Raw genomic sequence first — 17,258 nt, 5'->3', positions numbered from 1 at the left:
ATGCGGCAACGGGTGCAGAATAAGCACCGCGACCCCTGCCGCAGGGCGGGATCTTCGGTTCAGGGCAACTCCCCATCCACTGAAAACTTCACGCGCTTATTCCTACTTCGCCTGACACGGAAGATATCTGTACGCTGTCATACTTGTTCAGATTACAGGTACAACTTCTTCCGTTGAGTCGATTATATCCGCAACAGGAGGAATGTCAAGTACAGCCAAAGTCCGTCTCAGCGTTGACAGGCACTGCTTCTGTTCTGGCGGACACCTCCCTCAGACAGTTCCGTGCTGGTAGCTGGCCTGATATTCCTGGTTGATCTCCGATATCTCCTTCTCCCCGTCAATGTAAGGCTGATAAATGTCCTCTGCCTTCCCACCTCCAAGCCAGCAGGAGGAACAGTTTTCACAGCCGCCTCCGCACCAGCTCAGAGACTGCCTCACAATCTCCTCCCGCTCCTGCCTGGTTGTATCTCGAATCAGAATGCTCTTCATCTGCCTGTCTCCCCGCTTTCAAATATCGTATCAGATATAGTATTCGATGGTCTTCTCCTCGGTCAGCTCCGTCTGTCCATTGTACAGAAGCACAGCTTCCCTTTCCTCATCCTGGCCAAGTGTATACAGGCCATTGCCGGAGAAGCAGCTTCGTGCAATCCGCTTGTTGTATTCCTTCGGATGATCCTCCACGAACTCAATGCCGGGTCCGGAGAATTCCTTCGAATCTGCATCATAGTAGGGATCAAATACCTGGAAGACCAGGTCACCCTTTCCAGTAGGATCCTCCTCCACTCCGGTCACCAGAATATAGTGCCAGACATCAATAATCACCCTCAGAACAACCACCCCATGGCAGCGAAGCGCGTGGACGATCCGCCCTTCCGGGGACATGGTGACCATCTTCCCGCTCAGATACTGCCCGCTGACCGGAATCCGATCCAGTCTTCCAAACCCATTGAGCCAGTTGCACAGGAACATCATCGCACTTCTGCTCGTCCCCATCTCGCCAAGGCGTCCCTCATCATTGTAGCAGTCGAGGCTGTACAGCATGATGTTGCGGATAACCTCCGGCGGAATCTCCTCCACCTCAAACAGATAGCTGATGGCATTGAGCATCGTTGTGGGACCGCAGTCATATTCCGACATCTGGTAATGCAGCGGTATTTTCATGTATATGCATCTCCATTTCTAAAAAGGGCTCGAAAATAACCAGCTCCAGGCTCCTGACAGCTGTTTTTCAGGCACAGACAGCCCGTTTTTTCAGACTGCCGCCTTTCAGATATGTTTTGCTCCAATTCTCTCGTCAATGGCCTTCGCGTCCAGATGTTCACCGATGACAATCAGTACATCCTGACCCTCCGACAGCGTCCGGATATTCAGACCGGTGCGCGTGGCATTCAGCTCAAGCCACTTTTCCCCTTCCCTGAAAAAACCTTTGATCCGGAGGATCCGTCCATATCGGTTCTCTTTTCCCCCGCTGCCTTGTCCCAGCAGTTCTGACGCTGCTGACATCAGTTCTTCTCTTCCTCTCCCCAGGTTCATATAGTAAAGGGTCTGGAACGCCTGCTCCGTCTGAAGCTTTACATGATCAAATTCCCGGTAGGAGGCCTCACTGATACGCTCAAAGTCGGCATCTGTCAGACTGCTCCAGTCTTTCAGAAGTATGTCCTTCCCATACCCCGACGTCTTCTGGTCATACTGTTCCATAAACCGTCTGCTGCATCCGAACTGCTGCATCGCCTGGTTGAGATACCGGACCGTCTCATCCGCCCGTATGTCGCCGGTTCCATCTTTCTTCTTCTCTGTGTGGCTCAGCAGGACAATTCCCGCATCTGCCACCTCTGAAACCAGAAGATAGGCTGCATTGCGGTCCAGGGGATAAGCCATTGAGGCATCGACAATCGAAATGACACTTCCGATTCCGCAAAGACTGCTGATCGTGTCCTCATACATTGCATCAAAAAACTCATCGACGTCGAAGACACCTGAAGGCTCAACCAGGACGCGGTCCAGATTCTGCATTCCCATGGTGATCAGCTTTGTCCGGAATCTTCGCCTGTAGCTGGAAAGATCCCCGCCTATGACCATCTCTGTAACTGCCCCTTCCCTCTCCAATTCCTGAAGAAGCATCATATCGACATTCACAGAACCATAGTCATTCTCAATAATCCCAACCCTCTGTCCTTGTCTCATCAGGTATCTGGCATACGTCTGGATAAAGGTTGTCTTGCCGGATCCCAGAAATCCTGTAATTAAATCGACCTTTGCCGCCATGTTCCGCTCTCCAATGATTGATCCGCTCAGTGCAGATTCTCGTATGTGTACACGCGTGTTCCAAGACTATATGGTGTCAGCTGATAGCAATAATAATTGATCCAGTTTGTATATAGTGTATTCGCATGTGCACGCCAGCTCAGCTTTGGTTTGTTATCCGGGTCATCGTCAGGGTAATAGTTCACAGGCATCCTGATCGGGATTCCCTTCTTTCTATCCCTCTGATACTCCTGATCCAGTGTGAGTCTGTCATACTCCGGATGTCCCATCACGAAAATGCGACGACCATTTCTCGACATGACTAGAAATACGCCCGCTTCGTCCGACTCAGACAGAATGACCAGATCATCGCATTTCATAATCTCATCTCTTGAAACTTCAGTCCATCGGGAATGCGGAGCGAAGAAAAAGTCGTCAAAGCCTCGTACCAGCGGAATTTTCTTGTTTTTTACCCTGTGACGATATACGCCAAACAGCTTATACCCAAGGTTCCTCTTCGACAGCCCATAGTGATGATATAAGGCCGCCTGAGCGCCCCAGCACAGATGGAGTGTGCTCGTAACATGGTCCGTCGTCCAGTCTAAAATCTCACAAAGCTCATCCCAGTAATCAACCTCCTCGAACTTCATCAGCTCAACCGGAGCTCCGGTAATGATCATGCCATCAAAAAATGACTCCCTGATATCCGAGAACTCCTGGTAAAACTGGTTCAGATGACCTGCTTTTGTGTTCTTGGCATGGTGTGTTGTGACGGTGAGAAAGGTGATATTCAACTGCAGCGGCGTATTGGAAAGCGATCTCAGCAGCTGCAGTTCTGTATCCTCCTTCAGTGGCATCAGATTCAGGATGAGAATTTCAAGCGGACGAATGTTCTGCAGATCTGCCTGGCCCTCTTCCATCACGAAAATATTCTCTCTGTCAAGCACTTCCCCCGCAGGTAAGTCTGATTGAATTCGAATCGGCATTGCATTCCTCCTATTCTGGTCGTCTGACTGACATCCTCCTGTGATCCGGCTGCAGCCTCTTCACGTTTGATGCATTGATTACGTGGTCCCTTTTTCTGTACCTGGTTCACCTGTCCGGTGTTTCCGGTATCTTTTCCGGATGCTGCTTCATATTCAGGTACTGCTGCTCTGTGATGACCGGAATCCCGAGTTCCCTTGCCGCCCGGTTTTTTGATGATCCGGACAACGCATCATTGTTGATCAGAAAGCTTGTCTTTGAGGAAACGGAACCGGCAACCTTGCCTCCCAGACGCTCAATCTCTTCCTTCAGCTGTCTTCTGGACGGATAATGAGAAACGCTTCCCGTAATCACAAATGTCTTTCCTTCAAAGATCCTGTTGCCGGAAAGAATGCCTTCTCCCTCCCCGTCTGCAGTGTCCGGCTTTTCCAGCCGGATCTCTCTCAACAAATCATCAAGCATCGATTTGTTCCCCGGATCTGAAAACCATCTCACGATGGACTGCGCCATCACGTTCCCAACACCGTTTACAGCGATCATCTGCTTCAGGTCCGCATTCCGAAGCTGCCTGAGGTCATCTCCGAACGCCCGGCTGATTCCTTTCGCATTGGCAACGCCGACCCCCGGAACCCCTAGTGCAAACAGAAGCCGTGGCAGAGTCGTTGTCCGTGCCTTCTCGATGCTCTCGTCAAGCTTGTCACATGACTTTTCTCCGAATCCCTCCATGTTGACGATCACATCTCTGTGCTGCCGCAGGCGGAACAGGTCTCCAAATGTATGAACCAGTCCTTGTCCGATCAGCTTTTCCAGTGTCATCTCAGAAAGACCGTCGATGTTCATCGCATCCCTGGATACAAACTGTGTAAATGACTTGATTTTCTTCGCCGGGCAATCCGGGTTTTCACAGAAAAGTGTCTGGGCATCCATCGCCTGATGAATCGCAGTTCTTCCTCCACAGACAGGACACTTCTCCGGGATCTGTACCGTGTCTGATTTTGTCAGATTTTCGGCAATCTGCGGAATGATCATGTTGGCCTTGTAAACCTTTATCTCATCTCCGATTCCCAGCCTGAGCTCTTTCAGAATGCTGACATTGTGAACGGAAGCTCTCGTGACGGTTGTTCCTTCCAGCTGAACCGGATCAAAAACCGCAACCGGATTGATCAGGCCGGTTCTTGAAGCGCTCCATTCTACCCTCCGGAGACGAGTGACCGCCTCTTCATCCTTCCACTTGAATGCATATGCATTCCTCGGATACTTCGCTGTCTCTCCCAGGGATTCCCCATACGCAATGTCATCATACAAGGCCACCAGCCCATCAGAAGGAATCTCAAAATGACGGATTTTCTTCTCAAAATAGTCCATCGTCTGATCCAAAGTATCCGCATATGTCACTACATGCTCAACCACCTCAAACCCCTGCTGCTGCAGAAAATGAAACTGCTCAAGCCGTGAGTTATGAAAATCCACCCCATCTGCTTTGACAAGAGCAAATGCATAGAGCCGGACATGCCGTTTTGCTGTGATTCTACTGTCCAGCTGCCTGACGGCCCCGCTGCAAAGATTCCGCGGATTTTTGTACTGGCTGTCTGCGCCGAACGATTCGTTGATTTTCTTGAAATCCGGGTAGGATATGACCGCTTCTCCCCGAAGGATCAGTTCCCCCTTATAAGGAATCTTCAGCGGGATGTTCTCAAACACTCTGGCATTCGGCGTGATCACTTCGCCGATGATTCCATTCCCGCGCGTCACTGCCTTTGCAAGACTTCCGTTCTCATAGGTCAGGACAACCGTAAGCCCATCGAGCTTCCATGAGACTAAGGTCTTCCTGCTCCCAATGAATGTCCTGAGCGCTTCTCTGTCCTTCGTCTTATCGAGTGAAAGCATCGGCTTTTCGTGACGTTCCTTCGGGAGCCTGTCCACCGCCTCATAGCCTACATGCTGCGTCGGGCTTGACGAGAGCACCGTTCCGGTTTCTTTTTCCAGAGAAAGAAGTTCATCGTACAGACGGTCATACTCCAGGTTGCTCATAATCTCCTGGTTTTCAACATAGTATGCCCTCCCTGCCCGGTTCAGAATGCTGACAAGTTCTTTCATTCGCGCAATTCTGCTATCATCCATACGTGTTCTCCCTTTTATCCGGTTTGCAGCTTTCACCTGAAGCCCCGGTCAGGCGCTTCAGCTCTTCCACTTCCTGTCTCGTCAGTTCCCGGTACGTCCCTGTTTTCAGATTTCCAAGGCGTATATTCATAATACGAATCCGTTTGAGTTTCTTCACCCTGCAGTCGAAAACCCCGCACATCCGCCGAATCTGCCGGTTCATACCTTCCGTGAGAATGATATCGAAGGAATTCGTCCCCGTTTTTTTGACACGGCAAGGTCTTGTTGTCCGGTCAAGCTCCGGAAGCCTTACCCCTGCCGCCATGGAAGCGAGCAGCTGATCTGATACAGGTTTATCTATTGTGACCAGGTATTCCTTTTCATGACAGCCACGGGCTTTCTGAATCCTGTTGGACACATCCCCATTATTTGTCATCAGAATCAATCCCTCTGATTCCTTATCCAGCCGTCCAACTGGAAACACTCTCTGAGGAACATCAACCAAATCTTCCAGCAGCCTGTCTCCATGTGTTCGGTCTGTGGTGACAACAACTCCCCTGGGCTTATTCACAGCCAGAAAGATTTCCCTTTCCTGTATTGTGATCTTTTTCCCATCCACCGTCACATCATCCTGAAGTCCGACCTCCATTCCGACCTTTGCCGTCTGACCGTTTACCAGGATCCGCCCTTTTTCCGCCAGACGGTCGGCCTCTCTTCGGCTGCATACGCCACATTGTGCCAGATACTTATTCAGCCGCATCTCCACCTCCCCTGACAGACAATCGAGTAGGGCAGATTAACCCAGCCCTACTCGATTCGGCACCTCTCCGTCATCTTGTGCTCCGCACTCGATGATGAGCGGTCGCCTATACAGAAAGAGCTGCCGCATTCATGCAGCAGCTCTGTTACACTACGTCTATATCCTTCTTCTCTGGAGTCCTTCTGACCCCTCTGGCCTCCCAGCCCTCTTACACGGCTCCACCAGACGTGCTTCCGCCTGACGCAGCTCCCGAAGTACCTGTGCCGGAGGTCTGACCTGTCTGCGCAGCTGATGCTGATCCGGAACCAGACGTCTGATCTGTCTGCGCCGTACCAGAACCTCCAAACTGAAGATACTGTGTCGACACAAACCCATCATATGTTGTTCCCTGGTAATCGAAATTGATGTGTGTCCACTGATCTCCGCGCTCGATGACCTTCACTTCCGCCCCGGCGTATGTGACTGCGACAATCTGCGCGTCCGCGCTCGCCTTCACCCGGATGTTGACACCAGCTGTCGTCGTTGCTGTTTCTCCGGAAGCAGTGTTTCCAGAAGAAACATCAGACTCCGTAGCTTCCTCCGTCTCTCCTGATGCTCCGGAAGACTGACTGTCAAGGAAGGCCTTCAGATCAGGATCAGAATTCTCCGCCTCGAGCAGCTTCTGATTGACATCATTCTTCAATGCCTGAACATCAGACGCAGCTGTTGCCTTGCTGATAAAATCCGCGACCTCGGTAGACGCGTTCCGGTCTCCTACAACAAGACTACCCGAGTCATCTGTCACCACATACAATAGAGCCAGGCTCGGTGCCTCCGTACTGATATCTTTAATCTTCCCATCGTAATAAGCATAGACAACATACGTTCCATCCGACGGACCTGCCTTCGAATATGTGGATATGTTGTCGTAGCTCTCGATCATCGTATTCGAAAGAATGCTGCTCTGCATATCATCCGTCCACGGGCTTACAATTGTGGCAAGCGTAGCAGTATCCTTCGCCGCAACAGCTGTATAATACTTTTTTACCAGCTCCAGAATAGAAGCGTCATCCTTCTTCAAGCTTGAGGAGGCCTCCGGTGCTGTTGAAGATGCTGCTGTATTCTGCGAAGCCTCTGTCACCTGCTCGACAGCCTGTGCGTCTGTCTTCTTGCTGTCGCTGGATGAACCGCCCACAAGTCTGACAACACAGACGACAATGACAACCACCAGGCAGACAGCAATTCCGAGAAGGATGTACCGCAGATTGTCAGAAAGCCACTCTCTGAAATTATCCATAAGCGTCCTCCAGATCATGCCTGAATTTCTGATCGGCCAGGATTGCCGTATCAATCACGCATCTGAAGGGACTCGAACCCCCGACACGCGGTACCGGAAACCGCTGCTCTATCCGCTGAGCTACAGATGCTGATTCAAAACCAAATCGGTTCTGAAAACAGTGATCATCTTAGCATAGCAGACTGATAAAGTCAAATAAATCCGATTGTCACCCTGCTTTCCGCGACTGATTCCTTTTTCTCATGTTTTGCCTCCGCATCCTCATGATGCATACTGCCAGCAGCATGGCGCTGACTCCTGCTGCCAGTATCCACGGTTTCAAAGGAGCATGATCCCCTGTTCTGACAGAATCGGTTGGCGGTGTTTTTTCCGCTTTATCCTTCATGACAACCTTCGTCATTTCCCCGCTGTCCGGTACCTCAAAGGCAACGGTCTCTGCTTTCTCATACCCGTCAGGTGCACGAAGCTCCATGAGCGTATAGGATCCGATCGGAAGCATCTCAATATCGTGCGGCTTTTTCCCGGAGGTCCATCTTTCTACCTCCTTTCCTGACTCGTCCCGCACGACAAGCTCTGCGCCTTCCAGCTCTCTGCCGGTCGCAAAGTCCTGTTTTGAGATCCTCACCTTTGTGACATCATCCCGCATGACATGACGCTGATCTGTGAAATCATCCTGAACAGTAAATTCAATCTGTTCAGCCGTTACATATCCGTCCGCCGGTTTCCGCTCAGACAGGATATATGTTTTTCCTGTCTCCAGGCCACCCACCGGATGCGGCTCGTTTCCCGACAACCAGCTGTCCTTTATTTCCCCGCTCTCTTTATCTGTCACCTCAAGAAGGGCACCTTCGACCTCTTTCCCGCCCGTAAGCTCTGTCTTGGTAATAAAAAGTTGTTTATTAATCAGCTTCAATATATCATCGACTGCATCTTCAGACACTGTAAATGAAATAGGCTGAGCGAGAACATATCCTTTCGGCGCTTCCGTCTCTACAAGCGTGTACGTCTCTCCTTTTCGGAGTCCGGACACTGCATGTGCTTCTCCATCCGAAAGCCAGAAGTCCACGACTGTTCCTTCCGAATCTCTGATTTCCAGACGGGCCCCTGCCAGGCCATCGATTCGCGTGTCTGTCTTGAAGGCAAACACTCTTTTATCAATCATTGTAACCGTCTGGTCTGTACCATCATCCGGAATGATGAAATCCACCGGATCCGCACCAAGAAATCCGGAGGGAACCGTTTCTTCTACCAGGCGATAGTGGCTTCCAACTACCAATCCCTTCGCAAAGTATGGCTGGCCATCTGTCGTCCATCTCAGTATCGGCGTGGGTGAAATCTGACTGTTATCTTCCCCTGAGATCTCATAAACCGCAAGGCCGGCTCCTTCTATGTCCCTGCCAAGTGTATCTGTTTTCCGGATCATCAGCCTCTTATCAGTCATTGTGAGCCGCTGAAGCTTCTCTGACAGCAGAACCTCAAACGGAATTGCTTTCGCAGCTGTGTATCCTTCAGGGGTTGCAGTTTCCTGAAGAAGATACTTTCCCGCCGGAAGCCGCTTCACCAGGTACGGTTTTCCGTCTGAAATCCACTCCGCATCTACGATATTCCCCTGATCATCTTCATACTTCACAGTGTTTCCGTCATGATCCGTAATTTTCAGCTGTGCGCCGCGCAGTCCTTTTCCGGTATAATCTGTTTTGTCAAACTGCCACCTGGTATACAGATTCCGCCGGACGATTTTCAGCGTTCCTTGTCTGTCTCCTCCCTTCTTCCTCTCCTTCACCAGTCCAGCGCCCGGAGTGCCCGCGTTTTTTATCTTCTCCAAAGCCTCTTCAGCCCTGTTTCCCTCCTTGTCAGATTCAAAGATATTTCCCTCCTCATCCACTGAAAACCAGCTCTCGGTCTCATCAATCAGATATCCCGGTCTGGCCGCTGTCTCCTTCACGGAGTAAATTCCTGTCGTGATCCTGCCTGCAATGATCCAGCCGTCTTCATCGGTCAGATAGTCTCCTTCTGAAAAAAGTCCGCTTCCGACATACCGCTCGCTTTTCTTTCCTTTATAGTCTCCGAGTCTGGCAATCCTGAAGGTCACTCCAGCCAGCGGTTTGCCATCTTGCTCAGACCACTCGCCATCATCCAGCTTTTGCTCCGTCTTCAGCAGTTTCATCGTTGTCGGCTGGTTGGATGTCTTCAGACTGACTCTGACAACTTCAGTATGCTCATCCTGATATAGAACGGAAAAAGGAATAGGCTCCGGATCTCTTCGATATCCTTCAGGGGCTTCCCGTTCCAAAGCCTCATATCTCCCTAAAAACAACTTTTCAGATCTGCCCATACCCTTTTCATCCGTTGTAAAGGTATCTACAATATCTCCCTTTCTGGCTCGAATCGTTCCATCTGGTGTCACGATGTCTTCTGCCGCATATACCTCGTAGACAGCCCCGCGGAGACAGGATCCACTGTCCCGATCCGTTTTCTCGAGGAGAAGCATTCCCATTGCAGGTTGATTCTCCATGGTCCAGGTGATGACATGTTCCCATCTGTTGCGCGATGTCACCTCAAAGCGGACATCCTGTCCTATGACATAGCCTGTCGGTGCATGTACCTCGTGCAGATAATACGTTCCTGCACGCAGCCGCTCAGGCAGCGTCACCGTTCCATCATCCCCGGTCGTGAACTCCGTCACTGACCGGTGTGCCGGCGAGCTTTCCCGGAAAACAACCGGTTTCTTTTTTTCGTCCAGGATCTGGAAAACTGTCCCTGAAAGCGGGATTGTTTTTCCCGTTGTCCGGTCCGCTTTTCTGAGGCAGAGCCACTCGCCGATCGGCCGGTCATTTTTATAGATGCCCTTATATACCCTTCCGTCAAAGACACCTCCGCTCTTCGTTCCGTCCACCAGAAAGTCTTTAACCGGAATCAGACCGGCGGGCACTGTACTCTTCCGCTCACTGACCTGGTAAATCCCGTATGGCAGCCTTCCATGTGCATAAGCCGGGTCATTGGTCGTGGCTGTCCCGTTTTCATCCGTCTCAATGGAGAGTACCAACTTACCCGGATCAGAAGCCAGACAGATATCGAATACAACTCCTTTGACGGGGATCATATCATCCCCTTTCTCATCCGGATCCTCTGTATCACGGAACTTCTGTATCTCAATATCAAAACGGATCACATCGTCGTCGAAAGGCTTATCCAGCATGACAACTGTGTTCTTCTCCCGGATCTCAAACGTCTGATCAATCTGTTTCCCCCGAAGATTGTATCCTTCCGGCGGCGCGATTTCCCGAAGCTGATAGGTCCCATATGGCAGTGCATCCCCAGGGGATTCATATCCGATCCATTTCCCCAGCTCTGTACAGGTCAGCTGTGTAAGGACTTCTCCAGGCTCCGCTGTCTTTCCATATGCTTTTACCGCTGACAGACTTTGATTCACCAGCTCAAAGACCGCACCCTCCAGCTGAGCGTCCCCCTGCCTTGCTTTTCCACCGCTCCCATGTGCGACTTCAAAGACTGCCGTTCCGTCTTTCTTCTCATCCAGGATACAATGCTGACCCGCAATCTCCGAATCGATTTTATGGAAGCGGAATCCACCTCTGATCACTTCCTCCCAAAAAATAATTCGATCAGAATAATCCAGAATCCTGCCATTATCCTGTTCTGTAATTGTGAAGCGTTCTGTCTGACTTGAGCGCTCATACCCTGCAGGCGCCTTACTTTCAATCAGCTCGTAGGTCCCCGCCTGCAGAACCGGTGGGACCGTTGCACTGCCGTCGCGTCCGGATCTGACTGTAAGTCCAATGATCTCGTTATTCTTCCAGACAGTCGATGGGTCTGTTTTCAGCCCAACGGAATAGCCGCTGATATTGCGTATCTGGAACTCTGCTCCTTCAAAGCCTGCATCTCCATCCGGAATATCTCCCATCTGGGCAGACTTTTTTCTGAACCTGATTCCTGCATATGCAGGTTCATCCAAAACATCAATCGTAAAGACGGCCCCGTCTTCTGCATCTTCCGGGACGACAAGGTCCGGAATCGACTGATTGATGAGACACCCTGCAGGTGCCTTTGTCTCAATAACCCGATATGTACCTGGTAAAACCTGAATCTGACCGCTGCTTCCATCAGGCCCGCATTCCAGGGCATAGCGGTTTCCTCTCCCATCATCAAGAGAAAATGCCGCTCCTCCCATACTCATGGAAGAAGCTCCCGCCATTCTTTTACGAACCTGAACTGTTAGCTGCCGCTTCTGAAATGAAGCGAAAAACTCCAGGTTTTGGCCGCTCCCCCACAGCGCATATGATACGTCCTGATCTGCATTTCCAGATTTAATCACATACGTTTGAAAACCGACAGCAGATTTATCCCTAAGCCCGATATTTACTGTCTCCGTGAAGGTATCGGATATGACCAGGTAGTTCTTTCCGGTTTCCATCACCTTCGCACGTTTTCCGGTCTCCGCTTCCTCTACATATGCACCAGATGGCTCTACACGTATGATCTCAGCACGCGCTCCTGCCTGACCTTCGTAAGAAACCGGATCCGAAACATATCTCCCGCGGCTATAACCGCCAGAGAGCTGCGTACTGCTCAGCTTCCCCGATGGAATGGAAAGCTGTTTCAGTCTGGAAAGAACACGTTCTCCCGCATTTGCAGCTGCCTGTTTCTCCATATAGTGAGATACCGGTTTTCCTTCATAAATCGCCCCAAGGATATAATGCGTAAATGCATATGAATTGCTGCTGCCCGTAGCGCCGATTTCCTTGTAAATGCCCATAATCTTTGAATCCGTTCCATATCCAGGCGCATCTTCAGGCAGATAATACATTGCGACAGCAAGCAGATTGGAATTCGAGATGGTTTTCACCTTACTGAGAGGGGTGGTATTGTCCATTGGATCACTCTTATAGGGATTGATACAGTATGCAGAGACCGTCTTACTGCCTCCGCCCTCTCCGAATATCCTGACCTGAAAAACCCTTGTCTTTGGGCCTCCTCCAAAATATGTCAGGGTGGTATCCGGCTTGTCTGTAATCTGCACATAGGGTCTTGAAATCTTTTGCGGCTCTGCCATTGCATGGAGTTCTTTCTCATCTGCCTCTTCCAGATAAAGTTCTTCTGTTTCTGCAAGATTTCGGTCCTTTTCTTCCGGAGAAAGATTTTCAGCATTCGATGTGATACCGTCGCCTTCAGTCCTTTGCATTCCAGGATCGGCTTGAGGCTGCATAAAGCCTTCCGTTGTCATAAGGGACCGTTCCTCCGTCTGACTGTCCCTGTGCTCCTGAACTCTGTTCTTATCTGCCTGAGTCTGCTGTTCGAACGCTGGCTGTCCAGTTACATCCTTCTCTGATTGACCGGCACTGTTTCCTGTGAGAGCGGGTGGCTGCTTTCTTTCTGTATCCGGCTCAGTTACCGACTCCTCTGCGTACCCGTTCTGCACCGTTTCAGCCGCGGGAAGCTCTGCCGCCATAAGTCCAGTGAATCCTTTTCGAATCATTCCATCAGAACCTGTGCTTCCCCATCCAGGCGCTGCAAGAGAAGTCCGCTGTTCCCCTGAGAAGAAAAGAAATCCTATGACAAAAAGCAGTGACAGGAGGCCCTGTATTTTCTTCATGCCATGCCCTCCTTTATGCTGCTATGATGAGCCGTCCCCTGGCTCTGTCATACCGGTAGACACTGTCGGCAAGCACTTCCTCCGGAGCAACCTTTGTCCGATTGATCCTCCGCACGATCTGGCTGAGGGACTCCGTCTTCAGATGATACCCAGCCGGAAGAACCATGCATTCATGAATAGAACTCGGAATCACATAAAAGTCATCCTTCAGATGATCGGCAACCCTTCGCAGCACTTCCGCATCCATCATCCAGACCGCCCCGTAGCTCCTCCTGGAGTTGGTCAGGACAAAGAGCGGATGCCGGTTGTCTATAACTTTAGAGTCAGCATATCCATTGCTGCACTCCGCGGTTCCATTCTCCGTTTCCGGACACCCTCCCCGGAGCTCCGATATCAACTGTTCTGTTGTCATGAAATCTGCCGGAAGCAGCCTGCCCATATTTTTCATGGCCAGTTCCAGAAGCTCTTCCTTCTTCAATTTCATCTGCTGCAAGTGAAAATTTCGAATCAGGACCGTGCCCGCACCAATGCTGACATCATCAATAAGCAGATAAAATACGACCGATAGGTTCAGAAATGGGAAATGCGGACATTCCTTCAGAAATTCCCGGCTCCGGTCTGTATTGACCAGACTGCATACGACTTGGTTTCTGACATATCCGGGGTCCAGCAGGTTGCTAGGCTCAAGTTGCTCAGGCATGGATCTCATATAATATGCAAGAATCGCGTTCCCGATCTCTTCGATCGCTGTTCCCTGGATATATTTCTGATAGTAATACCGCAGATCAATGCATGGGCTTATAGATACTTCCTTTTTCTGGATGGAAAGATTATCCTGGACAATCCCATTATATTTTCTGAGCTCGAACAGACGTACCTTGTACTCGGCGCCAAGCTTCTGACTGATCAGTTCCGGAATCTCTTTTTTGAATGTACTGTAATCCATAATTCCTTTCTACAGCAGGCAGACTGGTGCCGCTCCAGAAGAAATGTCCGTGCTGCGGCATCAGACGACGGCGTGCACGAAATCGATAGAAATGAAAAAGGAGAATAAGAGTGAAAAACGTGATGATACTAAGAAAAGAAAAAAGAAACCCTAATAGAAGATATAAGAACCGGCAGGAAAGAATTCCTGTGTCGTCTTGAAAGAAGACTAACATAAGGCTTTCCTGCCGTCAAGTCAAAACATCAACTTTTCTGATTGAATTCAGTATTCAGTTTTTTATTCATATTTTATCGTAAATTACTGACAAATAATATTCTGCACTGAGTGTATGTTTTTCATACATCCTCGATCTGCCAGTCAATCGGCGTAACACCATGTGCCTTCAGAAACCGATTGGTCTGTGAAAAAGGTTTGCTTCCAAAAAATCCATGATAGGCAGAAAGCGGACTTGGGTGCGGCGATTTCAGAACAAGGTGCTCGGGATTGTCAAGCATGGTGCATTTCGCCTGTGCCGCCTTTCCCCAGAGAATAAACACGATTGGCCGCGCCTGGCCATTTACCGCCGTGATCGCAGCATCCGTGAACTGCTCCCATCCCAATCCTCTGTGGGAGAAGGCATGATGCGCCCGAACCGTGAGCACCGTATTCAGCATCAGGACCCCCTGCCTCGCCCATTTTGTAAGGTCTCCGTTATTCGGAATCCTGCATCCGATGTCATCATGGAGCTCCTGATAAATGTTCACAAGCGACGGGGGAATCGCGACGCCCGGATGCACCGAAAAGGACAGACCGTTTGCCTGTCCCGGCTCATGATAGGGGTCCTGCCCCAGAATGACAACCTTTACCTTTGAAAGTGGAGTCAGACTGAATGCCCGCAGAATATCCCCTGCCGGCGGATAAACCGTTTGTGTCTTGTACTCCTCATTGATCGTCTGATAAAGTTTTGCGTAATATGGCTTGCTGAACTCTGCCCTGAGTGATTGCATCCAATCGCTTCCCATTGCATCCATCTCAGCTTTTCCCCTCCTGACTATCCCCGCTTATGAAAGTCTTACCGGAACACCACGCTCGTTCAAATAATTTTTCACCTGACGTATTTCAAGTTCCTTGTAATGAAAAAGGGAAGCAGCAAGCGCTGCATCTGCCTTCCCCTCTGTCAGCGCATCATAGAAATCCTCGACCCTGCCCGCCCCGCCGGAAGCGATAACCGGGATCCGGACGGACTCAGCAATCTTCCGGGTCAGATCAAGATCATAGCCGGCTTTCGTCCCGTCGCGGTCCATGCTTGTCAGGAGAATCTCGCCCGCCCCAAGATTGAACGCCCTTTTTGCCCATTCAACAGCATCGATTCCCGTATCCTGCCGTCCTCCTGCCGTATAGACATTCCAGCCTGTCCCATCCGGCCTTTTCCTCGCATCAATCGCGACAACAACACACTGAGCGCCAAACTTGTCAGCGGCCTGCGAGATTAATTCCGGATTTCTGACAGCCGCTGAGTTAACCGCTACCTTATCGGCTCCCGCTCTCAGGATTGCACGGTAATCCTCACAGGTTCTGACACCGCCTCCAACCGTGAATGGAATAAAGACTCTATCTGCCACTCTCCTGACCATGTCGATCACAGTCTCCCTGTGGTCGCTTGTTGCTGTAATATCCAGAAATGTCAGCTCATCCGCACCTGCTTCATCATAAGCTGCAGCCGCCTCAACCGGGTCTCCGGCATCCCGAAGCTTCACAAACTGTATCCCTTTTACAACCCTTCCGTCCTTCACGTCAAGGCAGGGTATGATTCTCTTTGTAAGCATACTGATACTGTCCTCCAGCCTTCTATCTCAACAAGTTTACGGGCCGATCCCATTCATGATCTGAAATCAGATGTTCAGGAAATTCTCCAGGATTCTCAGTCCCCATTTGCCACTTTTCTCTGGATGAAATTGACAAGCGAACAGATTATCGCTTTCAACCCCGACATCTATCTGCGTTCCATATTCACAAGTTGCCGTAACGATGGAAGGATTCCCTGCCTTCAGGTAATAGGAATGGACAAAATAAACCTCCGTCCCGTCCGGAATTCCCTGGTACAGCCGGCTCTCTCTTGGAAATGAAAGCTGATTCCATCCCATGTGCGGTACTTTTAACAAGCCATTCTTATCGTCAATCTTCAGAATCTCGCCATCCAGCAGACAAAGACCTCTTACATCCGCCCCGTCTTGCAGGGCCAGGGATTCATCGCTGCGCTCGAAAAGAAGCTGGAGTCCGAGACATATTCCAAGCAGCGGGGTTCCACGCTTTACGGTCTCCCGCAATGTCTCATCCAGTCCAAAATCAACAAGCTTCTTCATCGCATCCGCAAATGCTCCGACGCCCGGAAGGATCACATGATCAGCCTGAAGGATCTCAGCTCTGTCTCTGGTGAGAATCGTCTGATACCCCAGATAAGCACACGCCTTCTGGACACTCATGATATTCCCGGCATCGTAATCTACAATTGCAATCATGCATCCTCCTTCTGATCAGCCTTCTCATCCCATTGTTTGAGTTCTTCGAGCCATTCAATCGAATTACATTGAACCGAATATGCACGTCCTGTCTCAACCAGCTCTTTCGGAAGCTGCGGAAAGGAAGCATGCACACGAATCAGGTTGCTTTTCATATTGATCTGTGTAATCTTCTCAAACGGCCACCGAATCAGCTCAGGTGATGCAAATCCTACACCCAATTCAAGAAGAAGCAATCGATGACCGAGCGTCCCGGATATCCATCTGAGGTAAGTATTCCACTGCTCTTCACTGCATGCGCTGTTTTCCTTCGGCCCATACGGTTCTGCAATGAAAAATGGAAGCAGGTTGGATCGGAAAACAAGATCGTCTGAATTCTGTGACACTACAAAGTACGTCTTCCCCCGCAAAAATGGAGGAAGCGTATTGAGGGCCCTAATAATCCGATCGCTTCTTTCAGATGTCCCATCCGGTCTTAGTTCCTCGCCTACACCAATCAGAACCATCTCAGCTTCCCGAAAATGTTTTGCGATATCTGCTTCGAGCATGAGAACACTCTGACTCCTTTCCATGTTTGACCTTAAATAATTCTTGCTTTTCCAGTATACCATAGGACGGAAGATATATAAAAAAAGACTTCGGATTTCTCCGAAGTCTTTCATCTGTATCTTCAAAACCGCACACAAAATCTTTATCCTGACATTCCCTTTTCTATCCGTTTCCAAACTCACTTACCATTGTGCCTTTTGGATAAGCCTGCGACCGATTAGTAACAGTCAGCTCCATACATTACTGTACTTCCACCTCTGTCCTATCTACCTCATTCTCTCTGAGGGGTC

General features: G+C 50.1%; 13 protein-coding genes, 1 tRNA gene, 1 rRNA gene and 1 riboswitch. All 15 genes read right to left on the bottom strand.

Going from position 1 to position 17,258, the window contains the following annotated elements:
• Positions 1–4: 4 nt before the first annotated feature.
• Positions 5–112, bottom strand: a riboswitch (THF riboswitch).
• 158 nt (positions 113–270) lie between these two features.
• On the bottom strand, positions 271–489 hold the full coding sequence (locus FYJ35_RS08955) for a hypothetical protein (protein WP_154525703.1): 219 nt from the start codon (positions 487–489) through the stop codon (positions 271–273).
• Between the two features lie 30 nt (positions 490–519).
• Positions 520–1,161 (bottom strand): peptidase C39, encoded by a 642-nt coding sequence (locus FYJ35_RS08950; protein ID WP_154525701.1) that lies wholly within the window; start codon positions 1,159–1,161, stop codon positions 520–522.
• 105 nt (positions 1,162–1,266) lie between these two features.
• Positions 1,267–2,265: a CobW family GTP-binding protein gene (locus FYJ35_RS08945; protein WP_154525699.1), complete on the bottom strand. Its 999-nt coding sequence runs from the start codon at positions 2,263–2,265 to the stop codon at positions 1,267–1,269.
• A 26-nt stretch (positions 2,266–2,291) separates the two neighbouring features.
• Entirely contained in the window at positions 2,292–3,230 is a 939-nt protein-coding gene (metA, locus tag FYJ35_RS08940) for a homoserine O-acetyltransferase MetA (RefSeq protein ID WP_154525697.1), read from the bottom strand.
• 106 nt (positions 3,231–3,336) lie between these two features.
• Positions 3,337–5,349 (bottom strand): NAD-dependent DNA ligase LigA, encoded by a 2,013-nt coding sequence (ligA, locus tag FYJ35_RS08935; protein ID WP_154525695.1) that lies wholly within the window; start codon positions 5,347–5,349, stop codon positions 3,337–3,339.
• On the bottom strand, positions 5,342–6,088 hold the full coding sequence (locus FYJ35_RS08930; protein ID WP_154525693.1) for a pseudouridine synthase: 747 nt from the start codon (positions 6,086–6,088) through the stop codon (positions 5,342–5,344). Before FYJ35_RS08930 ends, ligA begins: the two co-directional genes overlap by 8 nt.
• Positions 6,089–6,296: 208 nt before the next feature.
• Positions 6,297–7,364 (bottom strand): SH3 domain-containing protein, encoded by a 1,068-nt coding sequence (locus FYJ35_RS08925; RefSeq protein ID WP_205839786.1) that lies wholly within the window; start codon positions 7,362–7,364, stop codon positions 6,297–6,299.
• Positions 7,365–7,421: 57 nt separating this feature from the next.
• Positions 7,422–7,494, bottom strand: a tRNA-Arg gene (locus tag FYJ35_RS08920).
• Between the two features lie 78 nt (positions 7,495–7,572).
• Positions 7,573–12,975 (bottom strand): MSCRAMM family protein, encoded by a 5,403-nt coding sequence (locus FYJ35_RS08915; protein WP_154525689.1) that lies wholly within the window; start codon positions 12,973–12,975, stop codon positions 7,573–7,575.
• A 13-nt stretch (positions 12,976–12,988) separates the two neighbouring features.
• Positions 12,989–13,921 (bottom strand): DUF5688 family protein, encoded by a 933-nt coding sequence (locus FYJ35_RS08910; RefSeq protein WP_154525687.1) that lies wholly within the window; start codon positions 13,919–13,921, stop codon positions 12,989–12,991.
• A gap of 335 nt (positions 13,922–14,256) precedes the next feature.
• Entirely contained in the window at positions 14,257–14,931 is a 675-nt protein-coding gene (locus FYJ35_RS08905) for a uracil-DNA glycosylase (RefSeq protein ID WP_154525685.1), read from the bottom strand.
• A gap of 30 nt (positions 14,932–14,961) precedes the next feature.
• Positions 14,962–15,726, bottom strand: coding sequence for an imidazole glycerol phosphate synthase subunit HisF (gene hisF, locus FYJ35_RS08900; RefSeq protein WP_154525683.1), 765 nt, complete (start codon positions 15,724–15,726; stop codon positions 14,962–14,964).
• A 66-nt stretch (positions 15,727–15,792) separates the two neighbouring features.
• Entirely contained in the window at positions 15,793–16,419 is a 627-nt protein-coding gene (gene hisH / locus FYJ35_RS08895; protein ID WP_154525681.1) for an imidazole glycerol phosphate synthase subunit HisH, read from the bottom strand.
• Positions 16,416–16,967: a hypothetical protein gene (locus FYJ35_RS08890; protein ID WP_154525679.1), complete on the bottom strand. Its 552-nt coding sequence runs from the start codon at positions 16,965–16,967 to the stop codon at positions 16,416–16,418. The genes hisH and FYJ35_RS08890 overlap by 4 nt, the downstream gene beginning before the upstream one ends.
• Before the next feature lie 198 nt (positions 16,968–17,165).
• Positions 17,166–17,258: ribosomal RNA gene (locus tag FYJ35_RS08885) — 23S ribosomal RNA — on the bottom strand; the annotation flags it as partial.

This window comes from Porcincola intestinalis (assembly GCF_009696445.1).
Taxonomy (GTDB): Bacteria; Bacillota; Clostridia; order Lachnospirales; family Lachnospiraceae; genus Porcincola; species Porcincola intestinalis.
This window is presented reverse-complemented; position numbering and strand designations above follow the sequence as displayed.

Bases quoted from the DNA above. Each gene is read 5' to 3' on its own strand.
- ligA (WP_154525695.1), bottom strand. From the start codon at position 5,349: ATGGATGATAGCAGAATTGCGCGAATGAAAGAACTTGTCAGCATTCTG.
- FYJ35_RS08890 (WP_154525679.1), bottom strand. From the start codon at position 16,967: ATGCTCGAAGCAGATATCGCAAAACATTTTCGGGAAGCTGAGATGGTT.
- FYJ35_RS08905 (WP_154525685.1), bottom strand. From the start codon at position 14,931: ATGGATGCAATGGGAAGCGATTGGATGCAATCACTCAGGGCAGAGTTC.
- FYJ35_RS08910 (WP_154525687.1), bottom strand. From the start codon at position 13,921: ATGGATTACAGTACATTCAAAAAAGAGATTCCGGAACTGATCAGTCAG.
- hisH (WP_154525681.1), bottom strand. From the start codon at position 16,419: ATGATTGCAATTGTAGATTACGATGCCGGGAATATCATGAGTGTCCAG.
- FYJ35_RS08950 (WP_154525701.1), bottom strand. From the start codon at position 1,161: ATGAAAATACCGCTGCATTACCAGATGTCGGAATATGACTGCGGTCCC.
- FYJ35_RS08915 (WP_154525689.1), bottom strand. From the start codon at position 12,975: ATGAAGAAAATACAGGGCCTCCTGTCACTGCTTTTTGTCATAGGATTT.
- hisF (WP_154525683.1), bottom strand. From the start codon at position 15,726: ATGCTTACAAAGAGAATCATACCCTGCCTTGACGTGAAGGACGGAAGG.
- FYJ35_RS08955 (WP_154525703.1), bottom strand. From the start codon at position 489: ATGAAGAGCATTCTGATTCGAGATACAACCAGGCAGGAGCGGGAGGAG.
- FYJ35_RS08925 (WP_205839786.1), bottom strand. From the start codon at position 7,364: ATGGATAATTTCAGAGAGTGGCTTTCTGACAATCTGCGGTACATCCTT.
- FYJ35_RS08945 (WP_154525699.1), bottom strand. From the start codon at position 2,265: ATGGCGGCAAAGGTCGATTTAATTACAGGATTTCTGGGATCCGGCAAG.
- metA (WP_154525697.1), bottom strand. From the start codon at position 3,230: ATGCCGATTCGAATTCAATCAGACTTACCTGCGGGGGAAGTGCTTGAC.
- FYJ35_RS08930 (WP_154525693.1), bottom strand. From the start codon at position 6,088: ATGCGGCTGAATAAGTATCTGGCACAATGTGGCGTATGCAGCCGAAGA.